The organism is Nonomuraea sp. NPDC050556, assembly GCF_044457355.1.
Classification (GTDB): Bacteria; Actinomycetota; Actinomycetes; order Streptosporangiales; family Streptosporangiaceae; genus Nonomuraea.
In genome coordinates, this window is the sequence record NZ_JBITGU010000005.1 from 237,635 (window position 1) to 252,439 (window position 14,805).

14 protein-coding genes are annotated in these 14,805 nt (G+C 70.0%); 9 read left to right on the forward strand and 5 right to left on the reverse strand.

Annotation, left to right across the window (positions count from 1 at the left end):
- Nucleotides 1–22 precede the first annotated feature (22 nt).
- Both ACIBG8_RS43335 and ACIBG8_RS43340 read left to right on the forward strand, forming a co-directional pair.
- Nucleotides 23–1,174 (forward strand): MFS transporter, encoded by a 1,152-nt coding sequence (locus ACIBG8_RS43335; RefSeq protein ID WP_397349091.1) that lies wholly within the window; start codon nucleotides 23–25, stop codon nucleotides 1,172–1,174.
- A gap of 6 nt (nucleotides 1,175–1,180) precedes the next feature.
- A complete protein-coding gene (locus tag ACIBG8_RS43340; protein WP_397349092.1) occupies nucleotides 1,181–1,468 on the forward strand; it encodes a DUF1905 domain-containing protein in 288 nt (95 codons plus the stop codon).
- Here ACIBG8_RS43340 and ACIBG8_RS43345 read toward each other — a convergent pair.
- Nucleotides 1,447–2,010 carry a DUF664 domain-containing protein gene (locus ACIBG8_RS43345; protein ID WP_397349093.1) on the reverse strand — a complete coding sequence of 188 codons (564 nt, stop codon included), beginning with the start codon at nucleotides 2,008–2,010 and terminating at the stop codon, nucleotides 1,447–1,449. The two genes, ACIBG8_RS43340 and ACIBG8_RS43345, sit on opposite strands and share 22 nt — an antisense overlap.
- Nucleotides 2,011–2,090: 80 nt before the next feature.
- Between ACIBG8_RS43345 and ACIBG8_RS43350 the strand changes: the two genes are divergently transcribed.
- The gene (locus tag ACIBG8_RS43350) at nucleotides 2,091–2,318 is read left to right on the forward strand and encodes a hypothetical protein (RefSeq protein ID WP_397349094.1); all 228 of its coding nucleotides are present in this window, start codon (nucleotides 2,091–2,093) and stop codon (nucleotides 2,316–2,318) included.
- A 60-nt stretch (nucleotides 2,319–2,378) separates the two neighbouring features.
- On the forward strand, nucleotides 2,379–3,914 hold the full coding sequence (locus ACIBG8_RS43355) for an oleate hydratase (protein WP_397349095.1): 1,536 nt from the start codon (nucleotides 2,379–2,381) through the stop codon (nucleotides 3,912–3,914).
- Here ACIBG8_RS43355 and ACIBG8_RS43360 read toward each other — a convergent pair.
- Nucleotides 3,886–4,470 (reverse strand): DUF421 domain-containing protein, encoded by a 585-nt coding sequence (locus ACIBG8_RS43360; protein WP_397349096.1) that lies wholly within the window; start codon nucleotides 4,468–4,470, stop codon nucleotides 3,886–3,888. The two genes, ACIBG8_RS43355 and ACIBG8_RS43360, sit on opposite strands and share 29 nt — an antisense overlap.
- Nucleotides 4,471–4,562: 92 nt before the next feature.
- On the opposite strand from ACIBG8_RS43360, the gene ACIBG8_RS43365 reads away from it, so the two are divergent.
- From ACIBG8_RS43365 to ACIBG8_RS43385, 5 genes are read left to right on the forward strand one after another with little or no spacing between them, the layout of a single operon-like run.
- Nucleotides 4,563–5,885, forward strand: a complete 1,323-nt coding sequence (locus ACIBG8_RS43365) for a threonine/serine exporter ThrE family protein (RefSeq protein WP_397349097.1) — start codon at nucleotides 4,563–4,565, stop codon at nucleotides 5,883–5,885.
- Nucleotides 5,886–5,938: 53 nt separating this feature from the next.
- Nucleotides 5,939–8,410 (forward strand): ATP-dependent Clp protease ATP-binding subunit, encoded by a 2,472-nt coding sequence (locus ACIBG8_RS43370; protein WP_397349098.1) that lies wholly within the window; start codon nucleotides 5,939–5,941, stop codon nucleotides 8,408–8,410.
- A 55-nt stretch (nucleotides 8,411–8,465) separates the two neighbouring features.
- Nucleotides 8,466–9,635, forward strand: coding sequence for an MFS transporter (locus ACIBG8_RS43375; RefSeq protein ID WP_397349099.1), 1,170 nt, complete (start codon nucleotides 8,466–8,468; stop codon nucleotides 9,633–9,635).
- Nucleotides 9,625–11,487, forward strand: a complete 1,863-nt coding sequence (locus tag ACIBG8_RS43380) for an ABC transporter ATP-binding protein (protein ID WP_397349100.1) — start codon at nucleotides 9,625–9,627, stop codon at nucleotides 11,485–11,487. Before ACIBG8_RS43375 ends, ACIBG8_RS43380 begins: the two co-directional genes overlap by 11 nt.
- Before the next feature lie 35 nt (nucleotides 11,488–11,522).
- On the forward strand, nucleotides 11,523–11,843 hold the full coding sequence (locus ACIBG8_RS43385) for a hypothetical protein (protein ID WP_397349101.1): 321 nt from the start codon (nucleotides 11,523–11,525) through the stop codon (nucleotides 11,841–11,843).
- Here ACIBG8_RS43385 and ACIBG8_RS43390 read toward each other — a convergent pair.
- The 3 genes from ACIBG8_RS43390 to ACIBG8_RS43400 are packed head-to-tail and all read right to left on the reverse strand — an operon-like array spanning nucleotide 11,794 to nucleotide 14,799.
- Entirely contained in the window at nucleotides 11,794–12,597 is an 804-nt protein-coding gene (locus ACIBG8_RS43390; protein ID WP_397349102.1) for an SMP-30/gluconolactonase/LRE family protein, read from the reverse strand. The two genes, ACIBG8_RS43385 and ACIBG8_RS43390, sit on opposite strands and share 50 nt — an antisense overlap.
- Nucleotides 12,587–13,525 carry an amidohydrolase family protein gene (locus ACIBG8_RS43395; protein ID WP_397349103.1) on the reverse strand — a complete coding sequence of 313 codons (939 nt, stop codon included), beginning with the start codon at nucleotides 13,523–13,525 and terminating at the stop codon, nucleotides 12,587–12,589. Before ACIBG8_RS43395 ends, ACIBG8_RS43390 begins: the two co-directional genes overlap by 11 nt.
- The gene (locus ACIBG8_RS43400) at nucleotides 13,525–14,799 is read right to left on the reverse strand and encodes an alpha-glucosidase/alpha-galactosidase (protein ID WP_397349104.1); all 1,275 of its coding nucleotides are present in this window, start codon (nucleotides 14,797–14,799) and stop codon (nucleotides 13,525–13,527) included. Before ACIBG8_RS43400 ends, ACIBG8_RS43395 begins: the two co-directional genes overlap by 1 nt.
- Between the last annotated feature and the right edge of the window lie 6 nt (nucleotides 14,800–14,805).

Consider the following 14,805-nt stretch of genomic DNA (forward strand, 5'->3'; position numbering starts at 1 on the left):
CACGGAAAATAAGTTATCTTCCATGGAAGATAACTCTTGGAGATCATGGCTGAGCGTCGCCGTGATCACAGCCAGCCTTTTCGTCTTCGTCACCACGGAGCTGATGCCCGTCGGCCTGCTCACGCCGGTGAGCACGAGCCTGGACATCTCCGTGGGCGTCGCCGGATTGATGGTGACGCTCTACGGCCTCTCGGCCGGGCTCGGCGTGCCGTTCATCGTGGCCTGGACCAGGCGGGTCAACCGGCGCGTCCTGCTGTCCGCGCTGCTGGCGATCCTGGCGCTGGGAAACCTGATTACCGCGGTCTCGCCCAGTTTCCCGCTGGTCCTGACCACGCGGCTGGTGATGGGGTTCGCCAACGGGGTGTTCTGGGCGATCGGCGTGAGCATGGCGATGCGCCTCGTCCCTGAACGGCACGCCAGCAGGGCGGCGGCGGTCGCGCTGTCCGGCATCTCGATCGCCACGGTGGTGGGGATGCCGCTGGGCACGTTCCTGGAGGGCCTCACGAGCTGGCGGACCACGTTCCTCATCTGGAGCGGGCTCAGCGCGGTCGTGTTCCTCGCCGTCGCCGCGCTGGTGCCCTCGCTGCCGTCGGAGAACGCGGTCCCGGTCCGCGAGGTCCTCACGCTCCCGTTCCGGAACGTACGGCTGCGCATGGTGATGCTCACCGTGGCGTTGTACGTGCTCGGCCACTTCGCCGCGTACACCTTCATCCGGCCCTTCGCGGAGAACGACGCGGCCAACATCAGCGTCCTGCTGGTCATCTACGGCGTCGGCGGCGCGGTCGGCAACTTCGTCGCCGGGCACACCGTCACCAAGAACCTGCGGGGCAGCTTCGTCGTCGCCTGCGCCGGGCTCGTGGCCTCACTGCTGCTGCTCCAGGTGCCGGGCGCGCTGGTCTTCGCGGTGGCCCTCTGGGGAGTCTCCTTCGGCGCCATGAACCTGTGCCAGATCAACATGACGCTCGCCGCTGCGCCGGACACCTTCGAGGCCGCCATGTCGCTCAACACGCTGGGCTACAACACCTCGATCGCGCTGGGCGCGCTCGTCGGCGGGCTGTTCGCCGACCACCTGGGCGTCGGCAGCGCCTTCTGGTTCGGCGCGGCGCTGACGGCGGCCTCGCTGCTCCTCGCCCTGAGGTCGCGGAGCGCGCCGGTGCCGGTCACCGTAGAGTGACGCTCCATGGAGCTGGAGTTCAGCGGCGAGGTGTGGTTCTGGAGAGGGCCGGCGCCGTGGCATTTCATCACCGTTCCCGATGAGGAGTGCCACGACCTGGAGGCCACCGCCGGGCGGGTGAGCTACGGGTGGGGGATGATCCCGGTCACCGCCCGGATCAGGGGGACGCGGTGGACGACGTCGCTGTTCCCCAAGGACGGGCGCTACCTCGTGCCGGTGAAGGCGGACGTGCGCAGGGCCGAGGGGCTTGACGTGGGGGACGTGGTGACCGTTCAGCTGAGCGTCGACGGCTGATAGCCAGCAGGTGGGTCCTCGCCGACGAGGCCGTCCACGGACTCGCGGAGCAGGTCGGCGTGGCCGGTGTGCCTGCCGTACTCCTCGATCAGGTCGCAGAGCAGGCGGCGCAGGCTGCAGTGGCGGCCGTCGGGGTAGGCCACGTGGACGAGCTGGTCGAGGCCGCCTTCCGCCAGGGCCTTGCCGAGCTTCACGCGGGAACGTTCGACGGTGGAGTCCCATAGTGCGTAGAGGGCCTGCGGGGTGTCGTCGGCGGCCGAGGTGAAGTCCCAGTCCGGGTCGGCGTCCCAGGGCGCGGTGTCCCACGGCGGGCCGAGGGGGGCGCCGCTGAGCTTGGTGTTGAACATCTCGTCCTCGGCGCGGGCGAGGTGTTTGAGCAGCCCGCCCAGGGTGAGCGTGGACGCGCCGACCCGGGCCCGCAGCCCGGCCGCGTCGAGGCCACCGGCCTTCCACCGGAACGTCGCCCGCAGCCGGTCGAGGGCGCCGGTCAGGTGCTCGACCTCGGTGCCCGCGACGGGCGGCTCCCACCAGTAATCAGTCATGAGCCCACGCTAGAACCCATTCCCGTCACCTTCTGTCCGGATTAACAAACCGTCAATGCCCGGCGGTTAGCTTCACCGGCATGCGCCTTCTCCTCGCACTGCTCGCCCCGATCTCCATCTTCCTGACCTGGACCACGGCGATCGTGGACGGCCGGGCCGGGGTGTCCATGGCCGCGACCGTCGTGGCCGCGGTCTGCTACGCGGTCGCCCTCCTCGGCATGGCGCTGCGCAACGACTGGCTCACCTACATTCCCGGGGTGATCGCCCTGACGTCGATCATCTGGGTCTGGGCCATTCCTGCCGCCTGAGTCGGTAAATATCCGGCCATGGGGGCTGCTGGGGCGGTGAATACGGGCATCTCCCCACCTATGACCGCCTACCTGGTAGGTGGCGGGATCGCTTCGCTGGCGGCAGCCACCTTCCTCATCAGGGACGCAGGCCTCGACGGATCGCAGATCCGCATCCTCGAGGAGCTGCACATCGCCGGTGGCGCCCTCGACGGCGCGGGCGACCCCGACACCGGGTACGTCTCCCGCGGCACCCGCATGCTGGGCGAGGAGACCTGCGCCTGCCTGTGGGACCTGCTCGGCTCGATCCCCACGCTGACCGACCCCGGCACGACGGTGAAGCAGGAGATCTGGGACTTCAACCGCACCAGATACACCGACGCGGGCGCGAGGCTCGTCGACGCCGACCACGAGATCCTCGACGCCGCCTCCCTGGGGCTCGACGCCAGGGACCGCGCCGACCTCATGCGCATCCTCGCCCTGCCCGAGCGCGCGATCGGCGCCAGGCGCATCGACGACTACTTCTCCGGCCACTTCTTCCGCACGCGCTTCTGGGCCCTGTGGCGCACGACGTTCGCCTTCCAGCCGTGGTCGAGCGCGATCGAGCTCAAGCGCTCCTTCCTGCGCTTCGCCCAGGAGTTCCCGCGCCTCCACACGCTGAGCGGCGTCCGGCGGACGGTGCTGAACGAGTACGACTCCATCGTCCGCCCGGTGCAGCAGTGGCTGACCAAGCACGGGGTGGACTTCGAGTACGGCGCAGCCGTACAGGATGTGGAGTTCGAAGGCCGCCGCGCCACCAGGATCGTCACCGCGGCGGGCGGCTACGACCTCGGCCCCGGCGACTACGTCTTCGTCACGCTGGGCTCGATGACCGCCGACAGCACCTATGGCGACGACGACACCCCGCCCGAGCTGACCAAGAACGGCGGCTTCCGGCTATGGGAGCGCATCGCGGAGAAGGCGGCGGACTTCGGCAGGCCCGCGGCGTTCGCCGGCAACGTGGACCAGACAAAGTTCGAGTCGTTCACCCTCACCATGCACAGCCCGCTGCTGCTCCGCCGGATCGAGGGCAAGGCGCCGGGTACCGGAGGGCTGACGACGTTCGTCGACTCTGGCTGGCTGATGTCGATCGTCGTCCCGCACCAGCCGTACTTCGTCGGCCAGCCGGACGACGTGTTCACCCTGTGGGGATACGGGCTGCTCCCCGACCGGGTGGGCGACCACGTGCGCAAGCCGATGGCCGAGGCCACCGGGCGGGAGATCCTCACGGAGCTGGTCCACCAGCTCGGCTTCGAGGACGACCTGGCCGAGATCCGCCGCTCGACGCGGGTGATCCCGGTGACGATGCCGTACGTCACCAGCCCGCTGCAGCCCAGGCACGTGGAGGACCGCCCGCTCGTGGTGCCCAGGGACGCGCGGAACTTCGCCTTCCTCGGCCAGTACGTCGAGGTGCCCGAGGACGTGGTCTTCACCGTGGAGTACTCGGTGCGGGGCGCGATGCACGCCGTGTATCAGCTTTTCCACATCGATCGCGAGATTCCCGGCGTCTATCACGCGCTCGCGCACCCGCACGTCGCCTTCGAGGCGCTCAAGGCCGCTCTGGGGGCCGGGCACTGAGCTCGTCGAGCCGCCGCTCGATCCTGGTGAGCTGCGCGTGCAGCATGGCGATGTCACCGGCGGAGGCGTCCTCCTCGTCGCTGCGCAGCCGTACGAGCAGGCGGCCGCCCGGCTCCAGGGTGACCAGCTCGGTGTCGGTGATGTGGTCGCCGCCCTGCTTCTTGACCGCCACCGCGATGTCGGCCCGCCTGATCCCCAGGCGGCGGATGGCGGGCAGGTCGTAGTGCCCGTCGCGCGCCAGGACGGTCGGCTCCCCCTCCAGCAGCCGGTTCAGCCGGGGCCAGTGCGATGCCGTCCGCACGACCAGGGCGTTGGCCCCCAGCAGTACGGCGGCGCCGATCAGCCCGCCGAGCACCGAGTTGTCCGGCCCGATGACCGCGTTCTGCACGACGTTGGACAGCAGCAACATCACCACCAGGTCGAACGTGTTGAGCTGCGCCAGCTCCCGCTTGCCTGCCAGCCGCAGCAGGAACAGGATCGCGAGGTACACCACGACCGTCCTGATGACCTTCTCGGCCAGCGGGACGCCCACGGTGACAAGGTCGTCCCAGATCACGCTGACTACCTCGCCGCGACTGGCAACGATCAACACCAAGGCTTCGCAAGAAACCGGGCTTTGCCTGATCCACCTCAGGCAACGAGACCGCCATGCGAATCGTTCGACTGCTCCGCAAGGTGCTGGGCCGCCTGCTGAGCGGCCGTTCCTCCGGCGACCAGGTCACCCTGCTGCCCGAGGCGGAGAAGGAGTCGATGTGGACCCGCCGCCTGGCCGCGCTGCTGTGCGAGCTCGGCAGCGCGCTGCTGCAGGCGGGCGAGACGACGGAGCAGGTCACGGACACCCTGCGGGACGTGGCCGCGAGGTACGGCGTGCGGGCGCGGTCGTTCGTGGTGCCGACCGGCCTGTTCGTCCGGGTCGGCGACTGGGGTGACGAGGTCGTCGACTTCCTCCCGGTCGACAACGCCCAGCTGCGCCTGGACCAGGTCCAGGCGCTCTACGCCCTGGTCAGCCGGGCCCGCGCGGACGAGATCCCGATCGAGGACGTGCGCGCCGAGCTGAAGACGGTGCGCGAGATGCCGTCCCGGGTGAGCCCGGTGGCGTCGATCGGCGGGTACATGGTGCTGACCGTGGGGCTCGGCCTGCTGCAGCACCCCACGTGGCAGGCGGTGGCCGGCTGGGCCGTCCTCGGGGTGGGGGTGGGCGTGCTGCGCCTGCTCGGCCTGCGCTTTCCGGTGCTGGCGACCGCGATGCCCGTGGTGGCGGCCGCCGCGGTGACGGTCGTGTCGCTGCAGTGGGCCGGGCCGTTGCTCCACATGCCGCCTGAGGAGCTGCTGATCCCGCCGCTGATCGCCTTCCTGCCCGGCAGCGCCCTCACGATGGGCACGATGGAGCTGGCCAAGGGCAACATGCTCGCCGGGGTCGGGCGCCTGGCCAGCGGCGTCAACGTGTTGCTGCTGCTGGCCTTCGGCATCCTCGTCGGCTCCTCGATCGCCACCGTGCACACCGCCCTGGACGGGGCGAGCCGGAACCAGGTCCTGGTCGGATGGGCTCCATGGGCGGGCGTGCTGCTGCTCGGGGTGGGCTTCCTCGTCTTCTACTCGGCCCAGCCGAAGGTGTTGCCGTGGCTGGTGGCGTGCCTGATGATCGAGCGCGCCGCGCAGCTCGCCGGTACGGCGATGGCCGGGACGGCGTTCGGCGCCTTCGCTGCGGGTCTGGCCATCCCGCTCATCTCCGCCTTCGTCGAGCGGCGGACCACCACGCCGGCGCAGGTGCTGTTCCTGCCGTCGTTCTGGATGCTGGTGCCCGGCTCTGTCGGGCTGACCGGGGTGAGCGAGCTGGTGACGGGACAGGGTTCGGGCGCCGGCGACCTGCTGCAGACCGTCATCATCGTGCTGGCGATCACGCTCGGCATCCTGGTGGGAGCGAGCCTCCTGCCGATGACCCGGGTCGAGGTGGAGTCCGTTACGGAGTGATATTTGCCGTTTTGTTGGTGTTGCCGAGAACGGGGAGCGGCAACGAGCCCAGCATGACGACGTCACCTTTCGGGTCGTTCTTCGGCGGCCAAGATCCTTTCCGTGGGTTCGAGTCACTGTTCGGCGGAATGGACTCCTGGCCGCCCGCCCGGCCGAGCGTCCAGCGCGTCGACCTGGGCAAGCTGCTCACGGAACCGGCCAGGGGCCTGCTGCGGCGCGGCCAGGAGCTGGCGGCGGCGCGCGGCGCGGCCGACCTCGACAGCCTGGACCTGCTGCAGGCCGCGACGGGTGAGCCTGGCACGCGGACCCTGCTGATGAACGCCGGAGCCGACCCGGAGGCCCTGGACGAGCGCATCACCGAGCTGCTGCCCAGGGGCCAGGAGGGCGAGGTCCCGACCACGGTGAGCCCGGCGGTGAAGAAGGCGTTCCTGGACGCGGCGCGCATCTCGCGCGCGCTCGGCTCCTCCTACATCGGCCCCGAGCACCTGCTCCTGGCCATGGCGGCCAACCCGGACTCCCCGGCGGCGCGGCTGCTGGCGGCCTCCGGGGTCTCGGCGGGCGAGCTGGAAGAGACGATCATGGCGTCCGGCCCCGAGCCCGCAGGGAAGAAGCGCGAGACCAACACGCCTTCCCTCGACGAGTACGGCAGGGACCTCACCGAGGAGGCCCGCGACGGCAAGCTGGACCCGGTCGTCGGCCGCGAGGACGAGATCGAGCAGGCCATCGAGGTGCTGTCCAGGCGGCGCAAGAACAACCCCGTGCTGATCGGCGAGCCCGGCGTCGGCAAGACCGCGATCGTCGAGGGCATCGCGCAGCGCATCGTCAACGGCAGCGTCCCCGACACGCTCAAGGGCCGCCGGGTGATCGCGCTCGACCTGTCCGGCCTGGTGGCCGGGTCGAAGTACCGCGGCGAGTTCGAGGAGCGGATGAAGAAGGTGATCGACGAGGTCACCGCGCACAGCGACGAGCTGGTCGTCTTCATCGACGAGGTGCACACCCTCGTCGGCGCGGGCGCGTCGGAGGGCGGCATGGACGCGGGCAACATGCTCAAGCCCGCCCTGGCCCGCGGCGAGCTGCACGTGATCGCCGCCACCACGATCGACGAGTACCGCAAGAACATCGAGAAGGACCCGGCGCTGGAGCGCCGCTTCCAGCCCATCCTGGTGCCGGAGCCCAGCGTGGACGACACCGTCGGCATCCTGTACGGCCTGCGCGACCGCTACGAGGCGCACCACCAGGTGAAGATCAGCGACGACGCCGTCGAGGCGTCCGCCCGGCTGTCCGACCGCTACATCAACGACCGGTTCCTGCCCGACAAGGCCATCGACCTGATGGACCAGACCTCGGCCAGGGTACGGCTGCGCGCCATGACCCCGGCCGACGACGTCCGCGAGCTCGAAGCGCGCCTGGAGGAGCTGCACCGCGACAAGGACCAGGCGGTCAGGAACGAGGACTACGACCGGGCCAAGGAGGTGACCGCCGAGATCGACCGCCTCCGCCCGGAGCTGGAGGACGCGCGCAACGGGCACGACGACGTGCCGCAGGTCGTCGTCCAGGACGTGGCCGAGGTGGTGTCCAGGCTCACCGGCATCCCGGCCACCCAGCTGACCGAGGAGGAGCGCGACCGCCTGCTGCGGCTGGAGTCGCAGCTCCACGAGCGGGTGATCGGACAGGACGAGGCGGTCGACGCCGTGGCGGAAGCCGTACGGCGGGCCAGGGCCGGACTGTCCGACCCCAACAGGCCCATCGGCAGCTTCCTGTTCCTCGGCCCGACCGGCGTCGGCAAGACCGAGCTGGCCCGCGCCCTGGCCGCGGCGCTGTTCGGCGGCGAGGACCACATGGTCCGCATCGACATGTCGGAGTTCCAGGACAAGCACACCGTCAGCCGCCTGGTCGGCGCGCCGCCCGGATACGTCGGCTACGAGGAGGCCGGCCAGCTCACCGAGGCCGTACGGCGGCGCCCGCACACCGTGGTCCTGCTCGACGAGATCGAGAAGGCCCACCCCGACGTGATGAACATCCTGCTGCAGATCCTCGACGACGGCCGCCTGACCGACGGGCAGGGCCGTACCGTCGACTTCACCAACACGATCGTCATCATGACCAGCAACCTCGGCTCCAACCTCATCCTCATGCACAACGGCGACCCGGCCGAGCTGCGCGACCAGCTCATGGACCTGCTGCAGACGCAGCTGCGGCCCGAGCTGATCAACAGGATCGACGAGATCATCGTCTTCCACCGGCTCGACAAGGAGGAGATCCGCCAGATCACCTCGCTGCTGCTGGACAGGACCACCAGGCGGCTGGAGGCGCAGGACGTGCGGCTCACGGTCAGCGACGAGGCCAAGGACTGGCTGGCCGAGCGCGGCTACAAGCCGGAGTTCGGCGCCCGGCCGCTGCGCAGGACGATCCAGCGCGAGATGGACAACCGCCTGTCCACGATGTTGCTCAACGGCGACATCAAGCCGGGGGACGAAATAAACGCCGACGTGAGCGACAACCAGCTCGTTCTGCACACCACCTGAGCCCCATCAACGGCGCGTCGACGGGGCGTCAAACGGCGGAGACCACGCTGACCAGGTGATTCGCACCTACCTAGTTCGCGCTCTCGACCTGCTGGCGACCTCGTTGATGGAGTTCGCGCTGCCGCTGATCGTCCTGAGCACCACGGGCAGCACCGCCCTCGCCGGGTTGAGCTACGTCGCCGAGTGGGTGCCCAGGATCCTGGCCATCCCTCGCGCCGGGGCGCTCGTCGACCGCTGGGGCGCGGGACGCGTGTTCGTGCTGGCCTCGGCCGCGCGGGTCACGCTGGGAGCCGTCGCGGTGACCGGCCTGATCCTCTGGCCGTCGGCCTGGTGGCTGGCGCTCGTCTTCGGCGCGGCGTCCGGCGCCCTGTTCGAGACCACGTTCATCGCGGGCGAGGCCCTGACCAGCGCCCTGTGTGACGCGCGTCCCGACGACACCGCCAGGATCCAGGGCAGGCAGGGCATGGTGGACGAGATCACGATGCTCTGCGGGCCGCTCATGGCCGCCTTCCTCGTCCAGGCGGGCGTCGTGGCGGCGTTGGCGCTGGTGACCGTCCTGGCGTTGCTCGCGGGCGTGCTCGCCCGCCCCCTTTCCCCGGTACGGCCCGCGCCCGTGGAAGAGCCTCGGGGCGCTCTGACCACGGCGATCCGGGTGGTGCGCGCCCATCCCGTGCTGCTCTGGGTCATGGTGGCGCAGTTCCCCGTGAACCTGGTCTTCGCCCTGCTGACCGTGGGCGCTCCCGCGGTGATCATGAAGGGGTTCGGGCAGGGCGAGACCGCCGTGGGCGCCCTGTGGACCGTCGCCTCCGTGGTCTCGCTGCTCGGCATCAAGCTCGCGGAACGCGGCATCTCCCGCGGCGGGCTGCTGCGTACGGGCCTGGTCACCTTGGCCGTCACGGCTCTGGGCGGCGTCGGCGCCGGTCTGTCCTCCGGCTTCCCCGCCTTCTTCGTCTGCGCGGCACTGGCCACGAGCACCCTGGGTGCGGTGATGACCTTCCTGCGCACGATCCGCTCCAAGGTCATCCCGCAGGAGTCCTTCGGCGCGACCATCTCCCTGATGGTCCTGGTGGCCCTGCTCGCCAACCCCCTGGCCGGACTCCTCGTCGCCGTCGTCCCGAGCGGCGGCCTCCAGCCCCTCCTGGCCGTCTCAGGAACCCTCGCCCTGGTCGCGGTGGTCATAGCCATCAGCAGGATGAGGACCGAGACTCGTACATATGTCCGATGAGCCGCTGGAAATCGGTGAGATCACCATCTCCGACTGGTATGCCCATTCCGACACCATGGCCGCCGTCGGCTTCCTGACGATCGCCAGGAAGCTGCCCTCCCTGGTCGGCCAGGCGATGCGCATGGCCTGGACGGCCAGCCCGCGCGACACCCTGGCGACGATCGCGCTCAACCTGCTGGGCGGCGTGTTCACCGCGTTCGGCCTGCTGGCGACCACCGGCGTGCTGACCGCGCTGTTCAGCCAGGGGCCCACCCTCGACCGGGTCCTCGCCACGCTGCCCAGCCTCGCCCTGGTCGCGGCGGCCGGGATCCTGCGCGCGATCATGCAGGCCGGTGCGGGCTGGGCGCAGTCGCGCCTCACCCCGCAGATCTCCCGGCTGACCGAGGAGCGGTTGTACGGCCTGACCAGCCGCGTCGACCTGGTCGCCTTCGACGACCCCGACTTCCACGACGCGCTCGAACGGGCCAACAACCGCGGGGTCGCCGTGGCGGACTCCGTGGTCGCCTCGGCCATCGACGTCGTGACGGCCGCCGTGGGGATCGGCGCGGTCGCCGGGGTGCTCGGCGTGCTGCACCCGGTGCTGCTGCCGCTGCTCCTGCTGGCCGTGGTGCCCGACGCGTGGGCCGCGATCCGGGCGGCGCGGATGCGCTACACCACGATGTACAGCCTCATCCCGGCCAGGCGGCGCAAGTGGATCATCGCGGAGTTACTGGCCGAGCGGGAGCCCGCCGCCGAGGTGCGCTCGTTCACCATGCGCGACTTCCTGCTGCGGATGTACGACGCCGTCGCCAGGGCGGAGCAGGAGGTCATGCTGCGGCTGGCCAGGCGGCAGACGGTGGCCAAGCTGGTCGGCGAGGCGCTCGGCGGGATCGGCACCGGGCTGGTCTACCTGGCGCTCGGCTTCCTGCTCGCGGTCGGCGCGATCCCGCTGGCCGTGGCCGGCACCGCCGTACTCGCCATCAGGTCCGGGCAGCAGTCGCTCGGCAACCTCCTGTACGCCACGAACCGCCTGTACGAGGACGGCCTGTACTTCACCGACTTCCTGGTGTTCTGCGCCGACGCGGAGCGGCGGCTGCCGGACCTGGACGCGCAGCCCGTGCCCGCGCATTTCCGGCGCATCGCGACCACCGACGTGACCTTCTCCTACCCGGGCGGGTCCGCGCCGGCGCTGCGCGGGGTGTCCATCGAGATCAGGCAGGGGGAGGTCGTCGCCTTCGTGGGCGAGAACGGGTCGGGCAAGACCACCCTCGCCAAGATCCTCTCCGGGCTGTACGCGCCTGACGAGGGGGTGGTGCAGTGGGACGACACCGACCTGGCCCAGGTCAATCCCGAGGACCTCAGGCGGCGGATCGCGGTCATCGCGCAGGACCACACCCGGTGGCCGTTGACCGCCCGCTACAACATCACGATGGGCACTGACCGGGGGGAGGCGGCGCTGCACTCGGCGGCGTCGGTGGCGGGCGCCGACGACGTGATCGCCGACCTGCCGCTGGGCTACCGTACGCTGCTGGACCGCCGTTTCAAGGACGGCCAGGAGCTGTCCGGCGGGCAGTGGCAGCGCATCGCCGTCGCCCGAGGTTTCCACCGGGACGCCGAGCTGCTGATCTGCGACGAACCGACGGCCGCGCTGGACGCACGCGCCGAACACGCCTTGTTCGAACGCATCCGCGGTCACGCCGAGGGCAGGACGGTGTTGCTCATCACCCACCGCCTGGCAAGCGTCCGGTACGCCGACCGTATTTACGTGCTGCAACACGGCAAGGTCATCGAACAGGGCACCCACGCGGCCCTGATGACCCTGAACGGCCTCTACGCCGACCTCTACACCTTGCAGGCCAGCGCCTACCGATAGAGGATCACGGGATGAAGCCCTGGTTACGCCTCCTCATGATCGTGCCCCTCATCAGCGTGGTCCTCATGATGAGTGAGAAGCGAGGCATCGTGATGGGCGTGGTGGCCGCCGTCGTCTGGGGGCCCCTCCTGCTGCCATCGGGGATGGTGGAGCGCTGGGAGCGCCGGAATCATCCGGTGAGAAGCGTCCTGCTCTTCGTTCCTGCGGCTTTCTGCGCGCTGGCCCTCTTCACGCAGTGGTCGCTGGTGGCCTGTCTCGGGCTCGCGCTCGCCTGCCCGATCCTGTTGATCCCTGTGGCACAGGCGGTCACCAGGCGAAGGGGACGGAAGGAAGTCCTGAGCCCGCGTCAGGAATGACGAGCACCGAGCCTGCCGGTGGGGCCGGGTCCGTCAGGCCGATGGTGGCCGTCGTGATGTACAGGTCCCGGCCGACGAAGGTGCAGGCGGTCGGGCGGGCGACGGGGAGGTCGATCACCAGGTCCAGCCGCCCGTCCGGGGCGTACCGGTGTACGGCGGAGCCGTCCCAGATGGCCACCCACACGCAGCCCGACGCGTCCATGGTCAGGCCGTCGGGGAAGCCCTCGGGCACCGATGCGAAGGGGCGGCGGTTCACGGCGTTCCCGTCCACATAGGTGAAGACGTCGATGCGCCGGGTGGCGCTGTCGACGTAATACATGAGACGGTCGTCGGGGCTCCAGGCGATGCCGTTGCTCACCGTGGCTTCGGTGATGAACTCCGTCGTCTCCCCCACGCGGCACAAGCAGCCGCCGCCCGCCGCCTCGTCGTAGCGCATGGTGCCCGCCCACAACCGGCCCGACGAGTCCACCGCCGCGTCGTTGCCGCGCCGCCCCGGGACGGGCCAGTGCGCCAGCCATGTCCCGTCCTCCAAGGCCACGCCGTCGCGCAGGTTCAGGACCAGCCCGCCGGATGCGCGTGGCTTAGCCGCGCCCACGTGCTGCCCGACCCGCACGACCTCGTCGGACCCGTCCGGCGCGAGCTGGTGGACCTCGGATCGCAGGATGTCGACCACGATCAGCCGACCGGCCGCAGCGTCCCAGGTGGGACCCTCGCCCAGCTCCAACGCCAGCGGATACGCGACCTCAGCGCGCATGGAGCTTCGGGATCAGCCGCACCGCGTTGTCGTGGTAGACCGACCGCAGCACGGCGGCAGGCAGGTCGAGCCCGCTGATCGTCCAGTCGCCCATCAGGATGTCCCCGTGCGGGAAGTCTTCATCGGCCGTCTCCAGGAAGCGGTAGTGGGTGGCGTAGGTCTCGGCGGAGGGCGGGAAGTCGTCGGTGCCGAACAGCACCCGGTCGGGATGGCGCAGGATCAGCGCCCTGGCTGCCTCGGACACCCGGCCGATCTCGGCGAGCCTGGCGGCGATGTCGATGTTGAAGTGGGGATAGGTGTCGAGCATCCGCCCGACCCAGTCGAGGTTCTCCGGATAACACCCGGCGTGCACCCCGACGAACGTCGTCGCCGGGTTGGCCGCCACCAACGACTCCAGCGAAGCGATGAGCCGCTCGAAGCGCGGGAAAACCGGGTCGCAGAACGACCACTCCGGGTGGACGAGGAGCTGCGCCCTGCGTTCGTTCGAGGCGTCGACGGGTTCGAAGAACGCGACCGGGTCGGCGGTGTGGATCCAGACGGGCAGCCCGAGCGAGGCCGCCGCCTCCCACACCGGCGCCAGCCGTACGTCGTCGGGAAGGACCAGGTCACCGCGGTCGTCACGGATGTGCAGGCCGAGGTCCTTCCAGACCTTCAACCCCGCCGCGCCCGCCTCAGCTGACTTCACGAGCGAGGCGACCATAGCCTCGGGGCGGTCAAAGGAGACGTGGCAGAAGGTGACGAACCGGCCAGGGTGGGCGCGGTCGTAGCGGTCGAGGTTGGTCTCCAGCTCGTCGCCCCACCGGCCGTCGAGGTTGACGACCGTGGTCACGCCGACCGAGTCGAGCATGGCCAGCAGGTCGGGCACGGACGGCACCGCCCAGTCGCCGGTCAGCCAGCGGCCCAGGTGGTTGTGGGCGTCCACGACCATCAGAACTCCAGCCCGTGCGCCTCGATCATGGCGTCGACCAGGGAACGGATCTCCGACAGCGAAAGCGTCGCGGCCGTGTTGGGGTCGAGCATGGCCGCGTGGTAGGCGTGCTCCCTGCGCCGCTCCAGCGCCGCTCGAAGCGTGAGCTCGCCGACGTTGAGGAACGTGCGGTTGAGCGCGGCCAGTTGCGGCGGCAGGTCGCCGACGCGGGTGGGCTGCACGCCCGCCCTGTCCACCAGGCACGGCACCTCGACGCACGCGTCGTCGGGCAGGTTGGTGATCAGTCCCCCATTGCGTACGTTGGCATGAAGGACCCTGGGCATCCCCGTCTCGATGGAGTGGATGATCTCCGAGGCCAGCTCGGAGGTCGCCTCGATCTCCACGCCCTCCCCCGCCGCGAGCGCCCGCTTGGCCTCGGCGTAGGTGTCGAGGTTCTCCTCGCACCACTCCAGGTAGACCCCGACGGGGATGCGGTGCTGCGCGATCTGGTCGTCGCGGTGCAGGAACCAGGGCAGGTACTCCGAGCCGTGCTCGCTCGACTCGGTGGGGAAGTGGCCGAACGCCTGGTACATCGCCACCCGCACCGTCCGCTCCAACGAGGGGTCGGCGGCGATCGCGGCGTCCAGGCGCGGGTAGAGGTTCTCGCCGCGGTGCTCGAAGCGCAGCACGAACGCCTGGTGGTTGACCCCGGCCGTCTGGAAGGCGATCTCGTCCACCGGCACGCCGACCAGCGCGGCCAGCCTGGCCTGGGTGTCGCGCACCGAGTGGCAGACGCCGACGACGCGCTTGAACGGCGACCCCTCGTAGACGGCGCGCGGGATCATCGACATCGGGTTCGTGTAGTTGATCAGCAGGCTGGACGGGGCCAGCTCAGCGAGGTCCTCACCCAGCGACACCATGACCGGGATCGTGCGCAACGCACGGAAGATGCCGCCGATGCCCAACGTGTCGGCGATGGTCTGCCGCACCCCGAACCGCGCGGGCACGTCGAAGTCGATCCGCGTCGCCGCATACCCTCCCACCGCGATCTCGTTGATCACGTAGTCGGCGCCGTCGATCGCGGCCCTGCGGTCGACGTGCGCCTCGATGGCGGTGCCCACGCCCAGCTTCGCCACCATCCAGCGAGCCATGGCCGTGGCCGTCTCCAGCCGCTCGGCGTCGATGTCGTGCAGCACGATCGTGGTGGAGTCGGCGAACTCCATGGCGAGCAGGTCGGAGAGCAGGTTCTTGGTGAACTCCACGCTCCCGGCGCCCATGAAAACAATCCGCGTCATGACATG

Bases quoted from the DNA above. Each gene is read 5' to 3' on its own strand.
- ACIBG8_RS43385 (WP_397349101.1), top strand. From the start codon at position 11,523: ATGATCGTGCCCCTCATCAGCGTGGTCCTCATGATGAGTGAGAAGCGA.
- ACIBG8_RS43370 (WP_397349098.1), top strand. From the start codon at position 5,939: ATGACGACGTCACCTTTCGGGTCGTTCTTCGGCGGCCAAGATCCTTTC.
- ACIBG8_RS43400 (WP_397349104.1), bottom strand. From the start codon at position 14,799: ATGACGCGGATTGTTTTCATGGGCGCCGGGAGCGTGGAGTTCACCAAG.
- ACIBG8_RS43390 (WP_397349102.1), bottom strand. From the start codon at position 12,597: ATGCGCGCTGAGGTCGCGTATCCGCTGGCGTTGGAGCTGGGCGAGGGT.
- ACIBG8_RS43345 (WP_397349093.1), bottom strand. From the start codon at position 2,010: ATGACTGATTACTGGTGGGAGCCGCCCGTCGCGGGCACCGAGGTCGAG.
- ACIBG8_RS43340 (WP_397349092.1), top strand. From the start codon at position 1,181: ATGGAGCTGGAGTTCAGCGGCGAGGTGTGGTTCTGGAGAGGGCCGGCG.
- ACIBG8_RS43335 (WP_397349091.1), top strand. From the start codon at position 23: ATGGAAGATAACTCTTGGAGATCATGGCTGAGCGTCGCCGTGATCACA.
- ACIBG8_RS43395 (WP_397349103.1), bottom strand. From the start codon at position 13,525: ATGGTCGTGGACGCCCACAACCACCTGGGCCGCTGGCTGACCGGCGAC.
- ACIBG8_RS43355 (WP_397349095.1), top strand. From the start codon at position 2,379: ATGACCGCCTACCTGGTAGGTGGCGGGATCGCTTCGCTGGCGGCAGCC.
- ACIBG8_RS43350 (WP_397349094.1), top strand. From the start codon at position 2,091: ATGCGCCTTCTCCTCGCACTGCTCGCCCCGATCTCCATCTTCCTGACC.
- ACIBG8_RS43380 (WP_397349100.1), top strand. From the start codon at position 9,625: ATGTCCGATGAGCCGCTGGAAATCGGTGAGATCACCATCTCCGACTGG.
- ACIBG8_RS43365 (WP_397349097.1), top strand. From the start codon at position 4,563: ATGCGAATCGTTCGACTGCTCCGCAAGGTGCTGGGCCGCCTGCTGAGC.